The 21,121-nt window shown below is 34.9% G+C and carries 32 protein-coding genes and 1 pseudogene; 31 read left to right on the forward strand and 2 right to left on the reverse strand.

Translation table 11 applies throughout. The features are described from left to right. Positions 1-45 precede the first annotated feature (45 nt). The 31 genes and pseudogenes from IPMB12_RS06825 (at position 46) to IPMB12_RS06970 (ending at position 18,668) form a co-directional block, all read left to right on the forward strand. Positions 46-408, forward strand: a complete 363-nt coding sequence (locus IPMB12_RS06825; protein ID WP_166916227.1) for a hypothetical protein — start codon at positions 46-48, stop codon at positions 406-408. A gap of 193 nt (positions 409-601) precedes the next feature. After that, positions 602-958, forward strand: coding sequence for a hypothetical protein (locus IPMB12_RS06830; RefSeq protein WP_166916229.1), 357 nt, complete (start codon positions 602-604; stop codon positions 956-958). A gap of 23 nt (positions 959-981) precedes the next feature. After that, positions 982-1,338 (forward strand): hypothetical protein, encoded by a 357-nt coding sequence (locus tag IPMB12_RS06835; protein ID WP_166916231.1) that lies wholly within the window; start codon positions 982-984, stop codon positions 1,336-1,338. Positions 1,339-1,386: 48 nt separating this feature from the next. Then, positions 1,387-2,127 (forward strand): RHS repeat domain-containing protein, encoded by a 741-nt coding sequence (locus IPMB12_RS06840; RefSeq protein ID WP_228720411.1) that lies wholly within the window; start codon positions 1,387-1,389, stop codon positions 2,125-2,127. A 3-nt stretch (positions 2,128-2,130) separates the two neighbouring features. Beyond that, positions 2,131-2,613 carry a hypothetical protein gene (locus tag IPMB12_RS06845; RefSeq protein WP_166916233.1) on the forward strand — a complete coding sequence of 161 codons (483 nt, stop codon included), beginning with the start codon at positions 2,131-2,133 and terminating at the stop codon, positions 2,611-2,613. An 84-nt stretch (positions 2,614-2,697) separates the two neighbouring features. Then, entirely contained in the window at positions 2,698-3,369 is a 672-nt protein-coding gene (locus tag IPMB12_RS06850; protein WP_166916235.1) for an RHS repeat domain-containing protein, read from the forward strand. Between the two features lie 5 nt (positions 3,370-3,374). After that, a complete protein-coding gene (locus tag IPMB12_RS12255) occupies positions 3,375-3,599 on the forward strand; it encodes an RHS repeat domain-containing protein (RefSeq protein WP_407704077.1) in 225 nt (74 codons plus the stop codon). Positions 3,600-3,667: 68 nt separating this feature from the next. After that, positions 3,668-3,877: a hypothetical protein gene (locus tag IPMB12_RS12260; RefSeq protein ID WP_208293446.1), complete on the forward strand. Its 210-nt coding sequence runs from the start codon at positions 3,668-3,670 to the stop codon at positions 3,875-3,877. Further along, entirely contained in the window at positions 3,802-4,200 is a 399-nt protein-coding gene (locus tag IPMB12_RS06860; protein ID WP_208293447.1) for a polymorphic toxin type 8 domain-containing protein, read from the forward strand. The genes IPMB12_RS12260 and IPMB12_RS06860 overlap by 76 nt, the downstream gene beginning before the upstream one ends. A gap of 108 nt (positions 4,201-4,308) precedes the next feature. After that, entirely contained in the window at positions 4,309-4,731 is a 423-nt protein-coding gene (locus tag IPMB12_RS06865; protein ID WP_166916237.1) for a DUF2750 domain-containing protein, read from the forward strand. Positions 4,732-5,016: 285 nt separating this feature from the next. After that, positions 5,017-6,105 (forward strand): RHS repeat domain-containing protein, encoded by a 1,089-nt coding sequence (locus IPMB12_RS06870; RefSeq protein WP_166916239.1) that lies wholly within the window; start codon positions 5,017-5,019, stop codon positions 6,103-6,105. A 316-nt stretch (positions 6,106-6,421) separates the two neighbouring features. Further along, positions 6,422-6,691, forward strand: a complete 270-nt coding sequence (locus tag IPMB12_RS06875) for a hypothetical protein (RefSeq protein ID WP_166916240.1) — start codon at positions 6,422-6,424, stop codon at positions 6,689-6,691. A 325-nt stretch (positions 6,692-7,016) separates the two neighbouring features. Then, the gene (locus IPMB12_RS06880; protein ID WP_166916242.1) at positions 7,017-7,613 is read left to right on the forward strand and encodes a hypothetical protein; all 597 of its coding nucleotides are present in this window, start codon (positions 7,017-7,019) and stop codon (positions 7,611-7,613) included. A 375-nt stretch (positions 7,614-7,988) separates the two neighbouring features. Continuing rightward, positions 7,989-8,402 carry an RHS repeat domain-containing protein gene (locus tag IPMB12_RS06890; RefSeq protein WP_166916244.1) on the forward strand — a complete coding sequence of 138 codons (414 nt, stop codon included), beginning with the start codon at positions 7,989-7,991 and terminating at the stop codon, positions 8,400-8,402. Beyond that, positions 8,368-8,541 carry an HNH endonuclease gene (locus tag IPMB12_RS12265; RefSeq protein WP_166916246.1) on the forward strand — a complete coding sequence of 58 codons (174 nt, stop codon included), beginning with the start codon at positions 8,368-8,370 and terminating at the stop codon, positions 8,539-8,541. The genes IPMB12_RS06890 and IPMB12_RS12265 overlap by 35 nt, the downstream gene beginning before the upstream one ends. A gap of 30 nt (positions 8,542-8,571) precedes the next feature. Continuing rightward, positions 8,572-9,087: a DUF4265 domain-containing protein gene (locus IPMB12_RS06900; RefSeq protein ID WP_166916248.1), complete on the forward strand. Its 516-nt coding sequence runs from the start codon at positions 8,572-8,574 to the stop codon at positions 9,085-9,087. A gap of 177 nt (positions 9,088-9,264) precedes the next feature. Then, positions 9,265-9,567, forward strand: a complete 303-nt coding sequence (locus tag IPMB12_RS06905; RefSeq protein WP_407704078.1) for an Imm8 family immunity protein — start codon at positions 9,265-9,267, stop codon at positions 9,565-9,567. 1 nt (position 9,568) lies between these two features. Further along, a complete protein-coding gene (locus IPMB12_RS06910; RefSeq protein WP_166916250.1) occupies positions 9,569-9,838 on the forward strand; it encodes a hypothetical protein in 270 nt (89 codons plus the stop codon). Positions 9,839-9,842: 4 nt separating this feature from the next. Continuing rightward, complete coding sequence (locus tag IPMB12_RS06915; protein WP_166916252.1) at positions 9,843-10,286, forward strand: SMI1/KNR4 family protein; 444 nt, start codon at positions 9,843-9,845, stop codon at positions 10,284-10,286. 231 nt (positions 10,287-10,517) lie between these two features. Beyond that, positions 10,518-10,904, forward strand: coding sequence for an RHS repeat domain-containing protein (locus IPMB12_RS06920; RefSeq protein WP_166916254.1), 387 nt, complete (start codon positions 10,518-10,520; stop codon positions 10,902-10,904). A 3-nt stretch (positions 10,905-10,907) separates the two neighbouring features. Next, complete coding sequence (locus IPMB12_RS06925; RefSeq protein ID WP_166916256.1) at positions 10,908-11,156, forward strand: hypothetical protein; 249 nt, start codon at positions 10,908-10,910, stop codon at positions 11,154-11,156. A gap of 191 nt (positions 11,157-11,347) precedes the next feature. Further along, a pseudogene (locus IPMB12_RS12270) lies at positions 11,348-11,461 on the forward strand (RHS repeat-associated core domain-containing protein); the annotation flags it as partial. Next, positions 11,456-11,962 (forward strand): DUF4329 domain-containing protein, encoded by a 507-nt coding sequence (locus tag IPMB12_RS12170; RefSeq protein WP_407704079.1) that lies wholly within the window; start codon positions 11,456-11,458, stop codon positions 11,960-11,962. The pseudogene IPMB12_RS12270 and the gene IPMB12_RS12170, both read left to right, overlap by 6 nt. Positions 11,963-11,974: 12 nt before the next feature. Then, complete coding sequence (locus IPMB12_RS06935; protein WP_166916258.1) at positions 11,975-12,265, forward strand: hypothetical protein; 291 nt, start codon at positions 11,975-11,977, stop codon at positions 12,263-12,265. A 209-nt stretch (positions 12,266-12,474) separates the two neighbouring features. Further along, positions 12,475-13,752, forward strand: a complete 1,278-nt coding sequence (locus IPMB12_RS06940; RefSeq protein ID WP_166917723.1) for an RHS repeat domain-containing protein — start codon at positions 12,475-12,477, stop codon at positions 13,750-13,752. Beyond that, positions 13,749-14,216 (forward strand): hypothetical protein, encoded by a 468-nt coding sequence (locus IPMB12_RS06945; protein ID WP_166916260.1) that lies wholly within the window; start codon positions 13,749-13,751, stop codon positions 14,214-14,216. Before IPMB12_RS06940 ends, IPMB12_RS06945 begins: the two co-directional genes overlap by 4 nt. Positions 14,217-14,285: 69 nt before the next feature. Continuing rightward, a complete protein-coding gene (locus IPMB12_RS06950; RefSeq protein ID WP_166916262.1) occupies positions 14,286-14,414 on the forward strand; it encodes a hypothetical protein in 129 nt (42 codons plus the stop codon). 481 nt (positions 14,415-14,895) lie between these two features. Further along, entirely contained in the window at positions 14,896-17,328 is a 2,433-nt protein-coding gene (locus IPMB12_RS12110) for a DNA/RNA non-specific endonuclease (protein WP_208293448.1), read from the forward strand. Between the two features lie 12 nt (positions 17,329-17,340). Further along, positions 17,341-17,793: a DUF600 domain-containing protein gene (locus IPMB12_RS06960; RefSeq protein ID WP_166916264.1), complete on the forward strand. Its 453-nt coding sequence runs from the start codon at positions 17,341-17,343 to the stop codon at positions 17,791-17,793. Continuing rightward, the gene (locus IPMB12_RS06965) at positions 17,786-18,232 is read left to right on the forward strand and encodes an immunity protein YezG family protein (protein WP_166916266.1); all 447 of its coding nucleotides are present in this window, start codon (positions 17,786-17,788) and stop codon (positions 18,230-18,232) included. Before IPMB12_RS06960 ends, IPMB12_RS06965 begins: the two co-directional genes overlap by 8 nt. Then, the gene (locus IPMB12_RS06970) at positions 18,225-18,668 is read left to right on the forward strand and encodes a DUF600 domain-containing protein (protein ID WP_166916268.1); all 444 of its coding nucleotides are present in this window, start codon (positions 18,225-18,227) and stop codon (positions 18,666-18,668) included. The genes IPMB12_RS06965 and IPMB12_RS06970 overlap by 8 nt, the downstream gene beginning before the upstream one ends. A 23-nt stretch (positions 18,669-18,691) precedes the next feature. Here the strand turns inward: IPMB12_RS06970 and IPMB12_RS06975 are convergent, their stop codons facing one another. Next, on the reverse strand, positions 18,692-18,925 hold the full coding sequence (locus IPMB12_RS06975; protein WP_166913719.1) for a hypothetical protein: 234 nt from the start codon (positions 18,923-18,925) through the stop codon (positions 18,692-18,694). A 264-nt stretch (positions 18,926-19,189) separates the two neighbouring features. Further along, positions 19,190-21,019: a MobH family relaxase gene (mobH, locus tag IPMB12_RS06980; protein ID WP_166916270.1), complete on the reverse strand. Its 1,830-nt coding sequence runs from the start codon at positions 21,017-21,019 to the stop codon at positions 19,190-19,192. Positions 21,020-21,121: the final 102 nt, after the last annotated feature.

Consider the following 21,121-nt stretch of genomic DNA (forward strand, 5'->3'; position numbering starts at 1 on the left):
ATGCAAATGTTAACGTCCATTATTTGTTTTAGGAAGGAATAGTATATGGAAGACTTTTTATATTTTGTTAGGACATTTGTTGCAAAAAATAGGCAAGAGAGATGGATATATTTGTCAACAAAAAAATGGGAAAAATTTGCTGACTTTAATGGGATGGAAAATGATTTTAATGAAAATTGTATTTTATATGAAAATAATGCTGAGGAAATTTTTTTTCAAACTGTTCAAGATAAAGGAATTAATAGAGGAGTTTATTTGGAGTATTGGAGCGGTATTTCTATTATGAGTCCTATTGATTGGAATCAAATTAATAAAACTAGTTCTTGTGAAAGCTTACTTATATGCAAAGATGAGGGAGTAGCATTTTTCTTTCATCATGAAGGGTGGATTTGGGTGTGTAAAAAATAAATTTTTTATAATCAATTTGTAAATAATTTTATTTCTAAGAATATTTCTCCTAAATAGGTTATTCTGATGGTAGTAATAATATTTTTTTGATCGATTAGATTATCGAGTTACCCACAGAGCAAATCATTGTAAACCATTAATTAACTCTATGATGGTAGTGGTTATTTACACCAAATCAATATAGACGGTAAAAGTGGTCAGTGATTTTGAGCGGGACGATTTACATCGAGAAATCAGCCGCAGCCAAGGCAAACTGACCAGCTGCTACGATTTAGACCCAATGGGGGAATCAAACAACAAGTTGCCTCATTATTTGAACAAGAAAAACAAAAACAAACTGCTGATTGCTAGTGGCCCCGTTAAGCGCAGCTACCAATACGATAAAGTGGGTAATTTAACCCGCATGTCAGACAATAGAGGCAGCAATTTACACTATTTTTATGACAAGGGCGTATTACCCAAGCAGGGCAAGAGCTATTTGCGTTTGATCCAGCGCATAATATTATTGATGCGCAAGAAAACAGCCAACCAAAATCAAAGCAACAAATAAAAGACAAAGCTTATTACGAGCAGATGCTCAGTGACCCCACATGGTCACCCTTAAAAGACGACCCAGAAATATCCCCCATAGACAAACAAGCCAATCGAGTACAAACATATCAAGGTATTACCTACCATTATGATGAGCTGGGTAATATGGTGAGAAAAGAAGCTAAGAATAAAACCTTAGCACTTAATTACATCCTAAACCAACAACTTGCCCAAGCAATTATTACCGACCTAAAAGGCATACAGGAAAACTGGCAATATACCTATGATGTATTTGGTCGGAGGATCAGAAAAGAACAAATTCACAATAATGCATCTACAAATAAAACAGAATTTATCTGGGATGGTGCCAGATTATTACAAGAAACCACTGATAAATGAACCTTTAGCTATATTTATCGAGAAGAGGGTTTTGAGCCTTTAGCCCAAATTGTATTAGAGGCAGAGCAAGAAGAGCTACAAGTTAATTATCTACATACTGATCAAGTCGGTTTACCCAAAGAGCTTACCGATGAAAAAAGCGAATTAATTTGGTATGCCAAATACCAAACATGGGGTAAAGTAACCGAAGAGCATAACCTGTATCAAGGCCACCAACCGTTTAGATTTCAAAATCAGTATTATGATGTTGAGACAGGGTTGCATTATAATTTAATGCGTTATTATGATGCGGATAGTGGACGGTTTAGCAATCAGGATCCGATTGGGTTGCTGGGTGGAACGAACCTTTATCAGTATGCGCCTAATCCGCTGGGGTGGGTTGACTTTTTAGGCTTAAACCCAATTAGTAGAGTTACAAAAATAGCATATAATATGGCTAGTGATATGCCTATTATTAAACGTGGCACGAAAGATTGGATTGCAGCTGTCAAATCTCCTAAGAATGAAGGGATTGGGGATATTAGAGTGGCTAATAGAAAAGACGCACAATTATTAATGGAAGATGCGGGATTGAATTTAAATAGGAGAAAGATGTATACGGAGGAAGAGTATACTGATGGATACCAAAACCATAAACCACAACCAGGGAGAGATAGAAAGACGAAAAAGTGGAAGTGTTCATCTGAACGTTGGAAAGATGGGGAAACTAGTGTCGGAAATGATCTCAATCATATTAATTGGAAGGCTGAAAATGGACGAAGAAAAGGTCATATTTTTTATGAGGATTAAACAGTGTTAGAAATTGTTGATTTTGCTCCTGGTGTTTTGCTTGATGAACAAGTGTCAGAGAGGATAACCAAGTATTTAATTTTTAAATTTTTTCAGGGAAATATTGGGTGGGTAGATTTTTATGATAAAACTAATAAAGTATTAATAAAGCAAAAGTTTAGGAAGTTCTATTTGAAGACCCCTTTTGAGGGGACAGGAGAGGGAGCCTCTATTGAGACGAGAGATATTTTATTAGAGCAAGATGGAATAATGAGTGAAGATGTTTTTGTTTTGAGACATTATAAATTAGGAAAACGACAACTCCCAATTTTTTGTACTAATAGAAATGAAATTTTTCAGATATTTAATTCAAATAAAAATATAATTAATTTTGAATATTCTTATGTGTTTGACAAAAGCTTTAAGTGGTACATATTTATAACCGATAGTATAAATATCTCTTATAGAGATGACCATGATTATATTTTTCAGTTTGTTATGAAATAAAAAAGAAGTTTAATTCTATTTATTTTAATAACATTGTTTTTTGTGTTGGTAGAAATGAAGAAAATATTGTAGTTTTTAATTTTTTTGAAGAAGCAAATAGCCACCTTTGAACAAGACATCGACCTAAAAAACAAAAATAAACTGCTGATTGCCAGTGGCCCTGTGAAACGCAACTACCAATACGACAAAGCGGGTAATTTAACCCACATGTCAGACAATAGAGGCAGCAATCTACACTACGTTTATGACAAAATAGGGCGTATTACCCAAGCAGGGCAAGAACAGTTTGCCTTTGACCCAGCGCATAATATCATTGATGCGCAAGAAAACAGCCAAGCTAAGCCCAAACAACCCATAAAAGACAAAGCTTATTACGAACAGGTGCTTAGTGACCCCACATGGTCACCGTTAAAAGATGATCCTGAAGTTTTGCCCATAGACAAACAAGCCAATCGAGCGCAAAGCTATCAAGGGATTATTTACTATTACGATAGTATGGTGAGGAAAGAGGCAAAGGATAGAAACTTAGCACTCAACAATTTGCACAAGCGACTCTTATCGACCCCAAAGGCAAAGAAGAAAACTAGCAATACACCTAAGATGTATTTGGTCGTCGGATCAGAAAAGAACAAATCCAAAATAATTCATCAGAAAACAAAACCGAATTTATCTGGGATGGTGCACGGTTACTATAAGAACGTACCCATAAACGAACCTTTAGTTATATTTATCGAGAAGAAGGGTTTGAACCCTTAGCCCAAATTGTTTTAGAGTCAGAGCAAGAAGAGCCACAAGTTAATTATCTACATACGGATAAAGTAGGCTTACCCAAAGAATTAACCGATGAAAAAGGCGAATTGATTTGGTATGCGAAATACCAAACTTGGGGTAAAGTAAGCGAAGAGCATAACTTACATCAAGGCCACCTGCCGTTTAGGTTTCAGAATCAGTATTATGATGTTGAGACAGGGTTGCATAGCGGGTAAAAGATTACTCGACAGAAAGTATTAATTTAAATTACTTACATACAGACCAGATAGGCATCCCAAAAGAAATGACAGACGAGACCAGGGAGCTCAGTTGGATTGGAGAATATCAGGCTTGGGTAAAACTGGGTAAGGCTTTAAATATCCATCAGGTTCATCAGCCGTTTAGGTTTCAAAATCAGTATTATGACAATGAAACGGGTTGCATTATAATCTTTTTAGATATTATGAGCCTGAGTGTGGGAAATTTGTTAATCAGGACCCAATTGGGTTGTTAGGTGGAGATAATAGTTATCTGTTTGCCCCAAACACAAATAATTGGAGCGATCCACTGGGGTTAAGAAGCTATGCTGGAAAACAAGCAAGGATACGTGCATTAGCAACTGATTGCAAAGCTTCTAAATCAATTCGAGGATGGGTAAAAAATGAAATACGAAGAGTAGCAACATTAGCTAAAAACGGTAAAGTAGCAAAACTCAGGCTTCCCCCAGGATTTGATTTAGCTCACTGGCGTGGCTATGAGAGTAAAAAAGGGTTTAATTATACATATACTGAACTCAATACAAAAAGTTTACATAGACTACAACATAAAAAAAGATAATCAAGGTCGAAAACAACCACGGGAAGGCTCTAATAAATGTGAAGGTAGGACAGAAGATAAAATTAAATCAGATAGGTTAACTAATTTATGCTAAGGATTTTATAAGCCATGAAATTACACGAAAAAGAAATTCAATCAGTATTAAAGCTTTCATCAGAAAAACGTTTTGAGTATGCAATGAAAAGAATTATAGAGCAAGAAGAAATCTGGTTTTTAGATGATGATGGTTGGGTTACTTATGAGAATAAAGAAGAAAATGTATATTTATTACCTATTTGGCCAGCAGAATGCTTTGCAAAAATGAATGTTGGTGGTAATTGGGGTACAGCTCAAGCAGAAAAATTAGAGTTAGAAGAGTTTTTGCTGGATTATGTTCCAGACTTAATTGAGCAGAACATAAAGATTGTTATTTTTCCAGTTACCCACTCTGACGTAACTTGTGAGATGGATATTATCTCTTTTTGCAACTATATAAACAGTTACTCTATGGAATGGTACGGTGAAAGCTATGATTTGCCATATTTAGAGTAACAAATTCTAAAATAAATAAGAGACCAACTATAAAAATTTATACTTGAATTTACCATAACAAAATACGCTAACGAATTATCCCTTTTATCATTGTTGATTTTGACTTTAAATAAGAGGGAATAAGAGTATGGCTGTTTGAGCTGTGTTAGCAGCGAGTTTCCATACTCGCCTCTTATTTAAAGTTAAAATCAAGCACCCGTTAGGGCAATGGTATAGGGGCCCCTTTTTTTGCTTTCGTTTTTTTGGGCAAACAAAAAAATGAAGTCGCCATTAAGGCGAAATAAAATGTCACAAACCCAACTGAACCCCAAAAACAAAAACCAATGGCTCGTTGCCAGTGGCCCTGTCAAACGCAGTTACCTGTATGATAAAGCAGGTAACTTAAAACAAAGTACGGATTTAAGAACCGGTGCCACCAGTTATGTGTATGATAAACTGGGGCAAATCCTCAAAGCAGGCAAAGAAACTTTCGCCTTTGACCCTGCACATAATTTGATTGACCAGACAACACAAAAAGAACCACAAGCCAACCAACCACAAAAATCAGCTAAAGACAAATCTTATTATGACCGCATGATGGCAGACAAGACTTGGTCACCGCTTAAGGATGACCCAAATAGTCGACCAATTAATACCCATGCTAATCGAACGCAAATCTATAATGAGATTAAATACCATTATAATGAATTAGGTAACCTCATTAAACGTGAGAAACCGAATGGAGAAATATTATACTTAACCTATGATAATGAAAACCAACTGTCTCGGGCTCATATAGAAAGGCCCAACCATCAAACGCAACAGCAAATACGCTTTATTTGGGATGGGGCAAAGCTACAACAAGAACAACATAAACAAAGCAATAGACTCTTTAGTTATATTTATGAAGATACCGATAGCTTTGTACCCATTGAACAAACAATAAAAGACAATGAAACAGACAGCATTACCTTTAATTATCTACACACAGCTCAAATCGGCATCCCTAAAGAAATGACCAATGAGATGGGTGATTTAGCTTGGTATGGACAATACTCAGCTTGGGGTAAGGTAGAAAACGAAACGAACGTATTGCCTACTCATCAACCCTTTAGACTGCAAAATCAGTATTATGACAATGAAACGGGTTTACATTATAATCTGTTTAGATATTATGAGCCTGAATGTGGCAAGTTTGTTAATCAGGATCCGATTGGATTGTTAGGTGGAGAGAATCTTTATCAATTTGCTTTTAACTCTATAGGGTGGGTTGATATCCTAAGATTACATAAAAAGCCTAAATGGAGCAAAAATGGTACTATCGCTCGAGTAACTATCAGTAATGCGGATCTTAAAACAGGAAAAAAACCACTGATAAAAAAAGAAAATATATAAAAAAAAACTGGTAAATGCGGTAATTGCAAAGATGATGCAGGACATATATTAGGAAAAAATTTAGGTGGCTCTAACTACAATCGAAATATGTTTGCCTAGTTGTTAGGCATTAATCGCAGAAAATATAATAAATTTGAAGGTGTTGTTGCTGATCTAGTTAAAACAAATCCAAATAAAAATTATACTTTGGTTTGGGAGTTTATTGGAGGGGGGAAAAGGTAAAAGACCAACAGGAGTAATTTATAAGGTATTTGATGAAAATGGCAAATTAGTAGAACGTGACAAATTTCCAAATATTCCAGATGGAGGATGCTAAATGTTAGAAAATAATGAAGAACACAAAATTATCAAACGTTTTGAACAATTTTTTATAGCAATGTGTGATTGGGAGAGAGAAGCAGACACATTTTCTGAAAAAAAAACAGAACAAGCTTTTACTCCTGTATGGATAAGTGAACAAGTAAAAAAACGCAATGAAATTTTTGATATTTATCTAACTAAAAGGAAAAGAATATATAGTGAACCTCTATCTTATGGATGGCCTTATGAATTTGATTTAGAAAATGAGCAAACTATTCAAATTTAAGTAAATGGTTCCCAAGCTGACGTATTTACTCTCAAAAAGCATCCAACTGAAGACAGTTTTCAGAGAAAAAGGATATTTAGATTTAAAAAAGTGGAAGGCATTTGGCTACTCAACAACATCAAAGTATGGTCCAGCTCGGATGAAAAATGGAAAGCAGATATCATTTGATTTAACAATATACTGATTAATTTACGATGTCACACAAAAGCTGATAGGGCAATGAGGATGGGGCTAAATAATGGATCTTTAATCTTAACAAATAAAGAGCCTAGAAAAATAAAACATTCAAAATGTAGCGCATGTTAAGCAAAATAAAAGGAATAAGATGTATTATTATCTATCATCTGATTATTCAGACAAAAATTTTTTTGATGCCGATTTTAACTTCCAACCACCATTAGAAGGCTATTACGATATAGGTGAGCCCATTGTCCCATTATCCAAGGATAGATTGTTAAATATAAGATTTAAGCCTCATGTAAAGATAATGGATATGGATTTTGCAATTGTATTTGACGTTATTTTAATTTCTGATGAGTTTGCGAATATACTTAAAAACTTCAAATCTGACACCGTACTAATACCAACTGATTGCAAATACTCAAACAACAAACCTGTAAAAAAGAAATTTTGGTTATTACATTCACTGTCTAGACAAGGTTGTTTTGATTATAATAATTCAGATTATGGGGGGAAAGAGCTTATACTCAAATCATATCAAGAAGGAAACCCAAAGCTTGTCAAAGTACCTAAATCTATAGCAATTGATTGCAATAATACAAATGAATTCGATTATTTTTTTCTAAAAAATGTAATTTTTTTATATCCAATAATTTCAGAAAACTTAAAAAATGCTCTTGAAAACGCAAAACTAAAAATTGAAGCTCATTCAACCCTTTCAATATTACCTCAACATAAATGACTCTTGTATTATCTAAAAGAAATTTTTTATATTAAATGAAAATCAGCTATCCTTAGCGCATATTGAAAACCCCAACAAAAAACCGAAACTTGGGGATATGCTTATGATGCTTTTGGTAGACGAATCAGTAAGCAAATTACCGATAAACTAGTAATCAAAAATCAAACTCAACAGCAAATACGCTTTGTTTGGGATGGGGTAAAGCTACAACAAGGACAACATAAACAAAGCAATAGCCTCTTTAGTTATATTTATGAAGATACCGATAGCTTTGTACCCATTGAACAAACAATAAAAGACAATGAAACAGACAGCATTACCTTTAATTATCTACACACAGCTCAAATCGGCATCCCTAAAGAAATGACCAATGAGATGGGTGATTTAGCTTGGTATGGACAATACTCAGCTTGGGGTAAGGTAGAAAACCAAACAAACGTGTTACCTACTCATCAACCCTTTAGACTACAAAATCAGTATTATGACAATGAAACGGGTTTGCATTATAATTTATTTAGGTATTATGAGCCTGAATGTGGGCGATTTGTTAATCAGGATCCGATTAGGTTATACGGGGGCGATAACCTTTATCAATTTGCGCCAAATATTTTAGCGTGGATTGACCCGCTAGGATTAGCAAAATTCACTAAAAAAGTCAAAAATGAACTTATTGAAGAAAATACTAAATTTTTTGGAGTCCCAAAATGTGAACGTTGCAAAGTTACGATGACTAAGCCCAAAAAATCTAAAAGAGGTGAAACTCCCCCAAAAAACAGATTGGCAAACTGATCACATAGATCCAGACTCTTTAGGTGGTGCTAATACAGTAAATAATGGGAAACAATTATGTAGAGCATGTAATCGAGAATTATCAAATATTCCTGGTGGTAAAAACTATAAAGCGATAAATAGAATAATTGGGTTATAAGCCAAATCATAGTAAAAAAAGAGGCTGAAAATGAATGTAAATGATGAATACGTAAAAGTGACTTTTCCATTAAAAAGAGATAAAAATGGTTATCCTCCCACAGATTATGAATCAATTTGGACTAAAAAAAATAATGAAAACCATTATATTATTGACAATATTCCCTTTTATATCTATGGAATTAGTAAAGGAGATAGTGTAATTTTCCACCTTGAACAAGGGGAATATTTTGTGAGTAAAATAACTCAAAGAGGAGGACATTCAACTTTTAGAGTATATGTATTTAATCAAAAAAACTTAAACTCTATCCTAAAAAAAATTCAACAATTAGGTTGTTTCACTTCTTCCTCAACAAATTCCACTTATTTTTCGTTAGATGTACCTCCAAGCATTGACTTATCAATCATTGATAATTATCTATCTAACTTAACCATTTCTGGAATTATAGAATACGAAGATGCTTGTATACAGCATAAAGGTATAAGTAAAAATAGAAAATTAGAATGCGAATCTTTATTTAATATAATTTTTAAGGGATCCCCCTAACTCTTAATTAAATAACACAACAATAGAACTGGTGACCCAATATGAACAAGGACAAGTGATTCACCCTAATGGTGAAGCCACCACCTTAATTGAACACCGCTTTGAACGCGATATACTTGAGCAACTAACCAATTAGAAGTAAAATATTATTGGTCCCCTGATATTGGAGAACCATGGATTTGGGAGCCAGAGGATAATTTAGTATATTATTTGCTAGAAATGAATATTGGTTTTGTGGGTAATGAAGCTTCTGATATTTATACAATAATTGTTGCAACACCTGAAGGAATAATGGCTTTAAAGGAGAAAAAGCAATTTATTCCAGAGATACAAAAAATTTTGTTATTGAATAGTTATGTATGGTCAGATGTTAGAAATATAATAGAGGATAAGCTGTCAAGTATAAAACAAAAACATGAATTTTCTGTGTCTGACGAACTAGCTAATTGCTTTAATTGGGAGTTTTACGGGATGAGATGAGATGCTGTCGGACGATTTACACCGAGAAATCAGCCGTAGCCAAGGCAAACTGACGAGCTTCTACGATTTAGACCCCATGGGGCGAATCAAACAACAAGTTGCCTCGTTTGCACAAGATTTAGACCTTAAAAACAAAAATAAACTGCTGATTGCCAGTGGCCCTGTTAAACGCAGCTACCAATACGACAAAGCCGGCAACTGGAAAAAAAGAGCAAGAGATCAATTTGCAGCTCAAGGAAAATGTTATAAAAAAAAATGTAAAGGAAAATGACATCATGGATAAAGAGCAACTTAAAGGGTTTAATCTTCCTGAATCTTATATTAAATTTCTGTCTGAGAATGAAACAAATAATATATGTTATTTTTTTAACACAGAAAATGTTAAAGACATAGATGGCGGGGAAGAATACACATTTTGGGGTCAGAAAGCGTTATTTGCTAAATCTTACTCCCCAAATTTTCATAATTTCGAGTATCTTAGTAATGAAGAAATATACTATAAAAGTATTGAATTCTCAGGTGAAGGTTTAAGCAAAAGTGAAATACAAAAATCTTTTGTAATAGGAAAAGATGAAGGAGGGGGATTTATCTTTATAAATCATATTGATGGCGATCTATGGCTATTATATGATGATCTATTCATTAAAAAACTTGCTTCATCTTTTGACTTTTTCTTAGACAATTCCGAGTTTAGCGAAAAAGTGGCTATTCAAAATTAAATTATGTATAAACAGACATAGCTATACAATGGGCAACCTGATGGCTTTGAGTCTTATTATGAATATGACCAATACCATCTTAAAGGCAGAGTCAAACTCAGTTGGACCAATTTAGACGAACAATGGCTGTTTGATTACCAAATCGGACGCACCATTATTACCAACCCATTCGGCCACACAGAGGTCATTGGCTACGACACCCATCAAGAAGTTATCTTAGAAATTGATGCATTGGGCAATGAAACCCATACCGAGCGCAATGACTTTGGGCAAGTGATGACCCAAACCGACCCATTGGGGCGCACCACCCGCTTTTATTATGATGATATGGGCAACTTAACCAGCTCGATTGATGCGGCGGGAACACAAACCGATATTATTTATCATGAAGACATCGTCGGTTTGCCAGTGGAAATTATGGATGCTGAAGGCAACAGCACCACTTATGAGTACGATGCTAAAGGTAACTTAAGCAAAGTCACCGACCCACAAGGTAATATTACCCAGTATCAATACGATGAACGTGGTTTACCAGATGGGCATCCACATAAAACCATTCCACATATTAATGTACTTACTCCTCAGGGTAATAAAGTAACAATTTATATAGGAAAGTAATATATGGACGAATTAATTGATATGTTAAAGAAATATAAAATAAATGCTTGTAATAAAAATGATAAATTACTTTTATCAAATGTGGATTTTTTGATTAAAATGGCAAATGAATTAAATTCTTTAAAATTTAAAAATGAAATTGATAGAATTATCATCCTTCCTGATGTCAACACTGGTTATTCTGAATTCAGAATAATGAATCAGATAATAAAAACTTATGGACAGAATATGAAGCTGAAGATTGTAGGTTAAATAGTGGCGATTGGCTTATTAAAATGAAGTAATTTAACTCTAAAATATTATTACTTACCAATATAACGACTTAGGTTTGCCTATTTATAATTCAAAATTCTAACCTATGATGTACTTGTTGGTATGCCAAATATCAGACTTGGGGTAAAGTAAGCGAAGAGCATAACTTACAGCAAGGTCACCAGCCGTTTAGGTTTCAGAATCAGTATTATGATGTTGAGACGGGGTTGCATTATAATTTAATGCGTTATTATGATGCGGATAGTGGACGGTTTAGTAATCAGGATCCGATTGGGTTGTTGGGTGGGGATAATCTTTATCAGTATGCGCCTAATCCGATTGCTTGGGTTGATCCAGTTGGACTTAGAAAAGCATCTGTAGGCGGTTTCCCGACTGCTGAAGCGGCAGCAAGAGCAGCTTTAAAGCGTTTTAATCCGCAGTCTATATATTCTAATAAAGAATATGCGGGTCTAATATATAAAATGCCAGATGGTTCGTATGGGTATACGAAGGCTAGAATAGGAACAGTTGAACGGTCTAACCCACATAAATCAAAAAATAGACTTCCAAAATGTGCTACTGTAGTTGGAGATTATCATACACATGGAGCATATAAAGATAAATATAAGAATAAAGTATCTGAACCTAATAATAATTTTGATGTTGATAAATTTTCACCAGCTGATTATGCTGGTATACGTACTGATGCAAGTAGATCAGGAGTATCAAATTATACAGGGTATTTAGGTACTCCCAGTGGGAAGTTTTATAAATGGACGCCTGGTGGAGACAGTCTTAAATTTTAATAGAGGTAAATAATGCTTATTTCATACAATAGTATTGCTGTTTTAGATAAATTAAGTACCCAAGTTTTGGTAGTTGCATTGGATAAGGCAAGGGAAGAAGGGTTTGATCCTTGTGATTATTATTTGTACCTTGCTGAAGGTAGGGATGAAATAGGTGAAGTGTATTTCGCTGTTACTTTTAGTGCCAATGAAATTACTGGTGAGTTTAGAGGGAGCCCCAGTGAAGAGGGCGATCCACCAAGTTTTACTGTATATATAAAAAAGAGTGATAAAAGTTTTGTTAAATGGTCATATTCTATATGAGAATGATTGAAAATGCTTAAAATTGAAAATATATCTTAAATTATAAATTTCAGAATAATCATTTATGATATAGATTATTTAAACTAATATAAGAAAAAGTTGTCTCATTTGAACAAGATTTAGACCTTAAAAACAAAAACAAACTGCTGATTGCCAGTGGCCCCGTTAAACGCAACTACCAATACGATAAAGCGGGTAACTTAACACGGATGTCTGACAATAGAGGCTCTAGCTTACAATATGTCTATGATAAAATAGGACGCATTACCCAAGCAGGGCAAGAACAATTTGCCTTTGACCCAGCGCATAATATTATTGATGCGCAAGAAAACAGCCAACCTAAGCCCAAACAACAAATAAAAGACAAAACCTATTATGAGCAGATGCTTAGTGACCCGACATGGTCACCGTTAAAAGATGACCCCGAAGTCTCGCCCATAGACAAACAAGCCAATCGAGTGCAAAACTACCAAGGGATCACTTATCATTACGATGAACTAGGTAATATGGTGAGGAAAGAAGCCAAGGATAGAACCTTAGAACTTGGCTATAACCTTAATCAGCAATTAGTTACAGCTAATATAACGAATAATAATAACATAGAGAAACAAGAGAGCTGGCAATACATTTACGACGTATTTGGACGTAGGATTAGAAAAGAACAAATCCATAATAATTCATCTGCAAACACAACTGAGTTTATATGGGATGGTGCGCGGTTACTACAAGAAAGCACCGATAAACGAACCTTTACTTATATTTATCGAGAAGAAGGATTTGAACCTTTAGCACAAATCGTATTAGAGGCAGAGCAAGAAGAACCACAAGTTCATTACCTACATACTGACCAAGTCGGTTTACCCAAAGAATTAACCGATGAAAAAGGTGAGTTAATTTGGTATGCCAAATACCAAACATGGGGTAAGGTAGCCGAAGAGCATAATCTATACCAAGGTCATCAACCGTTTAGGTTTCAGAACCAGTATTACGATGCTGAGACGGGATTGCATTATAATCTAATGCGCTATTATGATGAAGACATTGGGCGGTTTAGTAATCAGGATCCGATTGGGTTGATGGGTGGGGAGAATCTTTATCAGTATGCGCCTAATCCGATGGGGTGGGTCGATCCTTGGGGATTGTTTTCTAAACCTAAAATTTGGCCATCACCCCAAAAAATAAATATTGATATGAAAGAAGTTATCAGTGGGCACACAGTTGATGGGGATCGAGCAAAACAGTCTGCAAGTGCAGGAAAAGGTAAAGATTTATTTGCTACTAGTTGTCCTAGGACTATAGAGAAAAAAATTCGAGAAGCTTATAAAAATATATTTGAAAGGCGAAAAGTTCAACATCATCCAAATGGAGATGTCGTCCATGTTCTTCGAGGAAAAACGAGTGCAGGGGAAGTAATAGAAATGTGGTATAACCGAACTAAAAATATTGTTGAGACAGCATATCCAAAAGTAGGAGGAATTAAATTGTGAGTAATTTTAAAATACACATTTCCTTTTTAGATGATCGTATAAGGGTTTCTGAAAGAGGGATTATAACTGGACAACTTTTTATTTCTGTTGGGCAAAAATTTTTTCCAAATGATAATTGGGATGATTTTATTTTAAGTGTTTTATCTATGTGGATTACTTCCGCAGTTAATCTTCTTAATAAAACGAATCAAGAAGAATTTTTATTTATGGATGGTTCATTTTCTTTTATATTGGATAAAGTAGATAAAAAATTTTGCAGAATTAAAGGTATATATTATGGGATTGAGGAAAAAGAAGTTATATTTGAAGATGAAGTTCTTTTTCATGATGTTTTGAAGGAAATTGTTCAAGCACAAGAAGCTTTATTTGTGCATATTAAAAATTATAATTGGAATATTCAGGATGTTGATGTTTATATCAATCAGTTGGATTTTTTAAAAGAAACTCTTGAAAATATAAAGTAGTTTGCTGTAATTTGAACTAAATTAGTTTGGTTTAAAGAAATCATCGCCCACAAACGCTACGATGGCGTATTGATTGAAACAGAACGAGACAATTATGGTCGCGTTTTACTGGAAACAGATGCTTTAGGGAGAGAGATCCGCTATACCTATACCTTAGAAGGGCAAATTAACAGCATCACCAAAAACAAATATACCTAAAAGTATTGTGTAATAAAGATTTATTGAGGTTTAATGGAATACTACGAACGCCCACGGAATAAGGCTTGGAGCGGGAAACGAGGTGGGTACTCATGCGGTAACTTCTTGATAAAAAACAATATTTTTACCCTAATAATGCTCTTGTGTACTAAATTATGTACTAAGATAAATTTGCTGTCAATATTTAAAATAACTTATTGAATTTAAATATATTTTTATGATTATCAAGATTAAACTATTTAATAAAAAATTACAATAGAATAATATGGTATTTTTACTTGCTATCAATCTCCTTGGCATCATAATTATTTTTTGCTTTTCGAATAATCAATAAATTACATTTCCTATTTATACAATTAAGTAAAGTTATTGTTGCACCAATGCCAAATTATTCATTTAATTTGCATCGTATATCCTACTTTTAAATATTTATCATATCTTTTGATATAAAATCTCCTTGTCATTACATCTCGTCTGCATCATGGATATTAAATTAGATACCAATTTAGAAGCACAGCAACAGCAACGTGAACTTAAACAGCAAGAAGAATTACAGCGTGTTGAGCAAAAACTTCCTGAAGCTACTGAAAATGTTCAAAATCATCTTAATCAAAATGATTTACTCAAAGGCTTCAATCAGGAACAACAAAATAAATTAACAAGTGCTTTGTCATTTGAAGTGGCTAAATTAGGTGGTAATGGTGATATTGCTAAAATCGATTTTTCAAAAGACTCCCAACATTTAGTGGCATTCGTTGGTAGAGATAAAATCGCTCATATCAATATCAATCAAACTTTAGCAAAAGAGCCTTCTGCTCAACAAAATATATTTGACCGGCAGTTACCCGATGACAAACGATTGAATGACATTAATAAATGTATTTATCAACATAATGTTCATGACAAATTAGCGCAATTTTCTAAAAATGAACAACAGGCATTAATGCAGGCAATAGGATTCACTATTGATGATCATGCTGGTGATCCTCCTAAAGTTCATTATGTGGACATCAATAATGAACAAATGCAATTATTAGTCGGCTCCCGACATCAAAATATCAAGTTAGATACTCAATCTATTTTGGCGCAATATCAATCACAACATGTCAAAGAGCCTGAAGTAGCAATTGAAAACGAAGTTCGCAATGATCTTAGTGAGGTCACCCCTGCTTCAATAATCAATAAAGGAGGACTTGAGGCAGAGCTTGAAGCATCACTGAATAACGAATACACAGTGACAATTCAAGATATGAAAATATCGCCATTAGAAGAAAATCCTACTTTAACTCAGAATGAAAGAGACTCTCTTGACACTCCTTTAGTTTCTGACCGTGAGTTCTCTCCAGAACAAATACAACAGATGACAAGCTTTTCTGATGATCGCTATGAACATCATATGAACAGAATTCAATCTGAGATTAATGAACTTAATGGTCAGCGTAATAGCCAGTCTTTCCAAAATCTTTCAGAAGAAAAGCAAGCAGCTTTAAATGAGCGTATAAATGTACTCTCAGGACAGCGAAGGGAGATTTTTGACATTGTCGATAAACCAATAGAAGAGCAAGCAAGTTATTTTGGAACTAAAGATGCGCTTGAACCCCTAGCATTATTTCAGCAACAAGAGTTTCAAAGAGTCATGCAAAGTCAGGGATTCATTGCTGATAATTTGAAGGTGGATGCAAATGATGATTCATTTGGTGCACATGCAAGAAGAAACGTAGCCGCTACTATTGCAACAGGTAAAGCTGTGGGATCAGTTATTTATGATACAGCCGAAGGGCTAGTTACACTGGGTGTTGGAACCATCAAGTTTGCAGGGGCTGGTTGGGTAGGACTTGCTGATTCTGCTTCTGGAGGAAGACTTTCAGCAAATTTTGAAACTGTGCGAAACATTAATGAATATGGTTATGAAACAAGCTCTAATCTAAGGAGAACTGGAAGTACACTATATGATAAAGGCAGTGAACTATATGAGGCAGCAAGAGAAGTTCAAGCAGACGCAATACAAGGTATCATTGATCCGGGATCAGATGCCGCAGCACGAACGTCACAACGATTAGATGCTGCTGGCGATTTAATTAGTAATAGGGCAGGCCAATATTGGGATGAAACTAAACAAGCTTACAATACAGGGGATTATCATACTTTAGCTGATAATTTAAAAACCCCAATTGATATAGGTAGTATGGCAATTCCGGGTGCAGCCTTCACTAAATTGGGGCGTGGGGCACGAGTTGCCGATGGCATAGCTGATGTAGGGCGAGCAGCCAGTCATTTAGATGAAGTCGCTGATGTAGCTAGGGCCGCGAACCGTTTGGATGATGTTGCAGATGCAAGTAGAACTGCTAATCGTTTAGATGATGGTTTAGAGCTTAGTAGACGAACTGAGAGATTAGAAGGTGCAGCAGATGCAGGAAGAAGGCTAGATAATGTAGATGATCTTGCACATAGTCCCATCTTACGAAATGGTGAACAATTTGATGGTTTGGGTAGACTCAAACCCAATGTTCGCTACCAAACCGGTGAATATGAGTATATTTATCGTACTGATGCGAATGGTCGTTTAACACATGTTCAAGCAGATGATTTACACTTAACAACCAGAAATGAACGATTGCCACATGACCCGGATACTCCGGGTAAGGTAAGGGGGCAAGATCATGCAGGTCATATTATTGGCGACAGGTTTGGTGGCTCACCTGAATTGGATAATCTAGTTTCACAGTTAAGTCGTGTTAATCTTAGTGACTACAAAGTAATTGAAAACAGAATGGCTGATGCTCTAGCTGAAGGGAAAAGAGTTACATTAGATGTCAAAATCAATTATGATGCAGATAAATTAAGACCAAGTAGTTTTGAGATTGACTATAGTATTGATGGTGTTCCTAGATTTCGCAGAATAATTAATGATTGAGAGATATAACATATGACAAAATCGTTTGAAGATATTTTTTCTGAGCTTCAATCAGACATGGTTTCTATTGGTTTAGAATATGTGAATAATAAAGCAGATTATATATATATATATTGTGCATGTGAAAATAAGATGCTTACTTTTGACCTATTTTATAAAATAAATGGAAAATTCTTACATAAACATAAAGTAAACGATGCTGGTAATGGCTTTGAATATAATGTTTCTATGGAAAGGATGAGACAAGTCTTGCATATTGGTACTGATGATTTAGAAAAAATATATGCTCTATGCAAAAACGATAACAGAGAAATGCCAACAGAAATAAAAATAATTTATAACGTTCAAACGAATTCTTTTGAAGCACAGTACAGCTACGACCTTCAATATAGCAATAAGGATAATCTAACTTCTGATGATATTTTTGAACAGTGGTTCAATGAGGTTTCAAGTAATAATGGCTAAGGCATTTGAAGACAGTTTATCAGAGTTACAAGCAGATATGGTTGATATTACCCTTGAATATGCTTTTGATAAGGCAGATAAAATTTTTATTTATTGCTCATGCGAAAATGATGTAATGTTTTTTAGTTTTTTTTATGAAATCAATGGTGTAATTATTCATTGCCATAAACTCAAGGAAATTGATGACTCATATGATGTATCTATTAAAAGGCAGGATGCGGTATTAGACATTGGATTTGAAGACCTTGAAAAAATGAAAAAATTATTTAAGGATAACGAGCGTGAAATGCCAACCGAAATAAAACTTATCTATGATGTAAAAAAGAATAAATTAAAGGCTGAATACTCATATGATCTTAAATACTCTAATACAGATAATTTAATTGCAATGGATATCTGTGAACAATGGTTTGACGAGGTTGCAAAGAATAATGGCTAAGGTATTTGAAGACAGTTTATCAGAGTTACAAGCTGATATGGTTGATATTACCCTTGAATATGCTTTTCATAAAGCAGATAAAATTTTCATTTATTGCTCTTGTGAAAATAATACATACTATTTTAGTTTCTTTTATGAAATTAACGGAATGATTGTTCATAAACATAAGCTAAAAGATATAGATAGTACATATGATGTATCTATTAGTCGGCAAAAAGGTGCTGTCAAAATAGGGGTAGAAGACTTAGAAAAAATTCATGAATTATGTAAAGAGCAACAACGTGAAATGCCCACAGAAATGAAACTTATTTATGATGTAAAAAAGAACAATTTATCGGCAAATTATTCTTATGAATCAAAATATTCAAGTACAGACAATTTAATGGCAATGGATATTTTTGATCAGTGGTTTGATGAGGTTGTTCAAAAATCATAACTATATTATTTTCTGATAGAGGTTTATGAGCATCTACCAGAAGTCGAGTCAAGCCATTCTTGCTCTAATTTATTCATTTCGACAAGATAACAGGAACGTAAGACTGTTATCTTTTCTTTTAATAAAGTAAATAAAATATCTTTTGATTGTTGTTCATCCGATTCGTCAATCGCGCCAGCCAATGCATGGCATTGATCAATTAACTCTTCAGTATCTGGATATTCAATACAACCTTGGGGAATTTGAAGTGAAGACATACTGCATCCTTATATTACCAATTGTCGTTGATGTCATCTCCAAAATGGAGATGACCCAGACAGCGTTGGCGTACTAGCATGCAATGACTAGCCTCCGGTTAGGAGCACCGCCTGAGCCACCATTGAATATTTTTTGGTAAGCACAAACGATTTTCTAGTGTAAGAAACTAGATATTGCATGTTGCAGAACGCCAATTCTGACCACAGATTTTGCTGTGGCTTTATTAATATAATGGAAAACGAAAATTCTTCAACAAATAAAGTTTATTTGGGTAATTCTATCTTTTTAACAATGCTCAGATAAGGGTTGTTATAAGCAATATCTGGCATAAGAATAGTGGGGTCATTAAATAAATAGCCATGAACATAATTGCTTTTTCGTTGCCCTGAGACCTGGCATGTCCATATATTGAAGCCATCTGTGTTTTTTCTATGTACCTTCAGTGCTTCAAATTGCTTTTGCATCCAACGCCAATTAACTAATTCTGCTTTTTTTGCCATTTCATTGACCAAAGGATATTCATTGGCGTACCGCATGAAAATACTTGGTGTTACCATAAAGACAGTATCGGCAACGGTATGTATGCTTGCTTTAGAATCATTGATAATCAATTTATGGCTTAAAATCGCATCTTTGAGCCAAATTAAAAAATGCTCTCCTCCGGGGGTACCTTCAATTATATTTTGCGGAGGTTGAACAGGGGGTTTTGGTATAAATTGAACTTGTGATGCTTCAGGAACAGAAACCAGTGTAGGTGGTGGGGCTGTTATTTCTGTTAATGCTGGTTCAGAGCTACGACTATTATTTGCATTTGGTTCAAATAAATCGAGCAGCGAATCTAACCCTGTTGCCATACTCTCCCCTACCTGTGGGGCAAATTGATTCAAAACTGGTTCCTTACTTTGATTATTTGGGGCAATATTAGATTGTTCAGTTGATTCATTACTATCAGCCACAACTACTTGGCCAAGATATGATTCAGGTTTATCGGCGGTATTTTGCCAAATTAATCCAGGCACAACTTTTAAGAATGTGAAGTGGTTTGACCAACCAGTATCACTTTTAATTGTCGCATTCCAGATTGCTTTATCTGAAGCCGTAGGTTGAATAATGGCGTGTTCTTGCAACACATCAAAGATAGCAGTATTGTTTTCTGGAATACCAGAAACGCCTTGTGACAAAAGATGTGCTCTTAATTTATCAGATACAGTTTTACTGACAAGCCATAAGGCATCATCAGTGAGCCAGCCATCTGAAGCAGTTGCTTGATTCAATTTAAGCTGTTCTTTGATGATATAGCGTAAACCGTCTAATAGTTTTCGTTGGAGTGAATGTTTTGGGGCAGACATTGCTTTAGCAGGGTCTCCTCCAAGTTCTTGAGCGACCGAGGCTTGGTCGGCTTTTGTGACAATTTCACCTAAAACACCAGAATACTCGTGTTGACCTGAAAGTAGATATAACAATTGTTTCCATAATTCAGGGTAATGATTGAGCCAATCTAAAATATGTTCATCTAAAATGGTGTTATAGAGTAATCCAGAAGCTGCGCCATGTAAGCGATATTCGCGATCTTTTCGGTACATAAAGCGGTAAGGTACGGTTAATTCACCATACCAAGGATGCCAAGTTTTCTGATCTATTGTTTCAACTTCAATGTCCACCGCAATTTTACCAATATCATGCAGCAAAGCAGAATACGCAATGGCAGCCGTCCATACCTCAGATTGTGCGGCTTGTTCTTCTGTACTGCTTCCAATTGGTAATAGGTAAGACTGGCGCAATTTAAGCGCATAGGCAATAACTTCTAAGCCATGATCCAACATTCCACCGAGATATGAATGGTGATGTGACTCAGAGGCTGGAAACTGTTGTACTAAAGAGGTATAACGTTCAATTGGTAACAAATAGAGTTTATTGAATATTGCACGAGATACAGCAGTGCGTTGCCAGATGAATTCGAGTAATTTTTTTCTTCTTGGCGTAGCAAGTAATACCTGTGCCTTTTCTGGTCTTAAGTAACCAGCAGGTATTACAGGCTCTTCTGTAATAACTGTTTCAGGCTCTGTTTTGCTTCTTTTAAAATATGAAAACACTCTTCTTTGTCCTTTTGGTTTTTCCTTTTTTGGGTAGACCCATTCCTCTTATAAACCATTCCCCTTATTGTGCCTTTTAAAACCTTTTTCCCTTTAAATTAA

Source organism: Zophobihabitans entericus, from assembly GCF_011745665.1.
Lineage (GTDB): Bacteria > Pseudomonadota > Gammaproteobacteria > Enterobacterales > Orbaceae > Zophobihabitans > Zophobihabitans entericus.

Excerpts from the sequence above, each read along its gene's own strand:
- IPMB12_RS06825 (WP_166916227.1), top strand. The coding sequence starts at position 46 with ATGGAAGACTTTTTATATTTTGTTAGGACATTTGTTGCAAAAAATAGG.
- IPMB12_RS06835 (WP_166916231.1), top strand. The coding sequence starts at position 982 with ATGCTCAGTGACCCCACATGGTCACCCTTAAAAGACGACCCAGAAATA.
- IPMB12_RS12260 (WP_208293446.1), top strand. The coding sequence starts at position 3,668 with ATGACAGACGAGACCAGGGAGCTCAGTTGGATTGGAGAATATCAGGCT.
- IPMB12_RS06865 (WP_166916237.1), top strand. The coding sequence starts at position 4,309 with ATGAAATTACACGAAAAAGAAATTCAATCAGTATTAAAGCTTTCATCA.
- IPMB12_RS06870 (WP_166916239.1), top strand. The coding sequence starts at position 5,017 with ATGTCACAAACCCAACTGAACCCCAAAAACAAAAACCAATGGCTCGTT.
- IPMB12_RS06875 (WP_166916240.1), top strand. The coding sequence starts at position 6,422 with ATGTTAGAAAATAATGAAGAACACAAAATTATCAAACGTTTTGAACAA.
- IPMB12_RS06880 (WP_166916242.1), top strand. The coding sequence starts at position 7,017 with ATGTATTATTATCTATCATCTGATTATTCAGACAAAAATTTTTTTGAT.
- IPMB12_RS06890 (WP_166916244.1), top strand. The coding sequence starts at position 7,989 with ATGGGTGATTTAGCTTGGTATGGACAATACTCAGCTTGGGGTAAGGTA.
- IPMB12_RS06900 (WP_166916248.1), top strand. The coding sequence starts at position 8,572 with ATGAATGTAAATGATGAATACGTAAAAGTGACTTTTCCATTAAAAAGA.
- IPMB12_RS06910 (WP_166916250.1), top strand. The coding sequence starts at position 9,569 with ATGCTGTCGGACGATTTACACCGAGAAATCAGCCGTAGCCAAGGCAAA.
- IPMB12_RS06915 (WP_166916252.1), top strand. The coding sequence starts at position 9,843 with ATGGATAAAGAGCAACTTAAAGGGTTTAATCTTCCTGAATCTTATATT.
- IPMB12_RS06925 (WP_166916256.1), top strand. The coding sequence starts at position 10,908 with ATGGACGAATTAATTGATATGTTAAAGAAATATAAAATAAATGCTTGT.
- IPMB12_RS06935 (WP_166916258.1), top strand. The coding sequence starts at position 11,975 with ATGCTTATTTCATACAATAGTATTGCTGTTTTAGATAAATTAAGTACC.
- IPMB12_RS06940 (WP_166917723.1), top strand. The coding sequence starts at position 12,475 with ATGTCTGACAATAGAGGCTCTAGCTTACAATATGTCTATGATAAAATA.
- IPMB12_RS12110 (WP_208293448.1), top strand. The coding sequence starts at position 14,896 with ATGGATATTAAATTAGATACCAATTTAGAAGCACAGCAACAGCAACGT.
- IPMB12_RS06960 (WP_166916264.1), top strand. The coding sequence starts at position 17,341 with ATGACAAAATCGTTTGAAGATATTTTTTCTGAGCTTCAATCAGACATG.
- IPMB12_RS06965 (WP_166916266.1), top strand. The coding sequence starts at position 17,786 with ATGGCTAAGGCATTTGAAGACAGTTTATCAGAGTTACAAGCAGATATG.
- IPMB12_RS06970 (WP_166916268.1), top strand. The coding sequence starts at position 18,225 with ATGGCTAAGGTATTTGAAGACAGTTTATCAGAGTTACAAGCTGATATG.
- IPMB12_RS06975 (WP_166913719.1), bottom strand. The coding sequence starts at position 18,925 with ATGTCTTCACTTCAAATTCCCCAAGGTTGTATTGAATATCCAGATACT.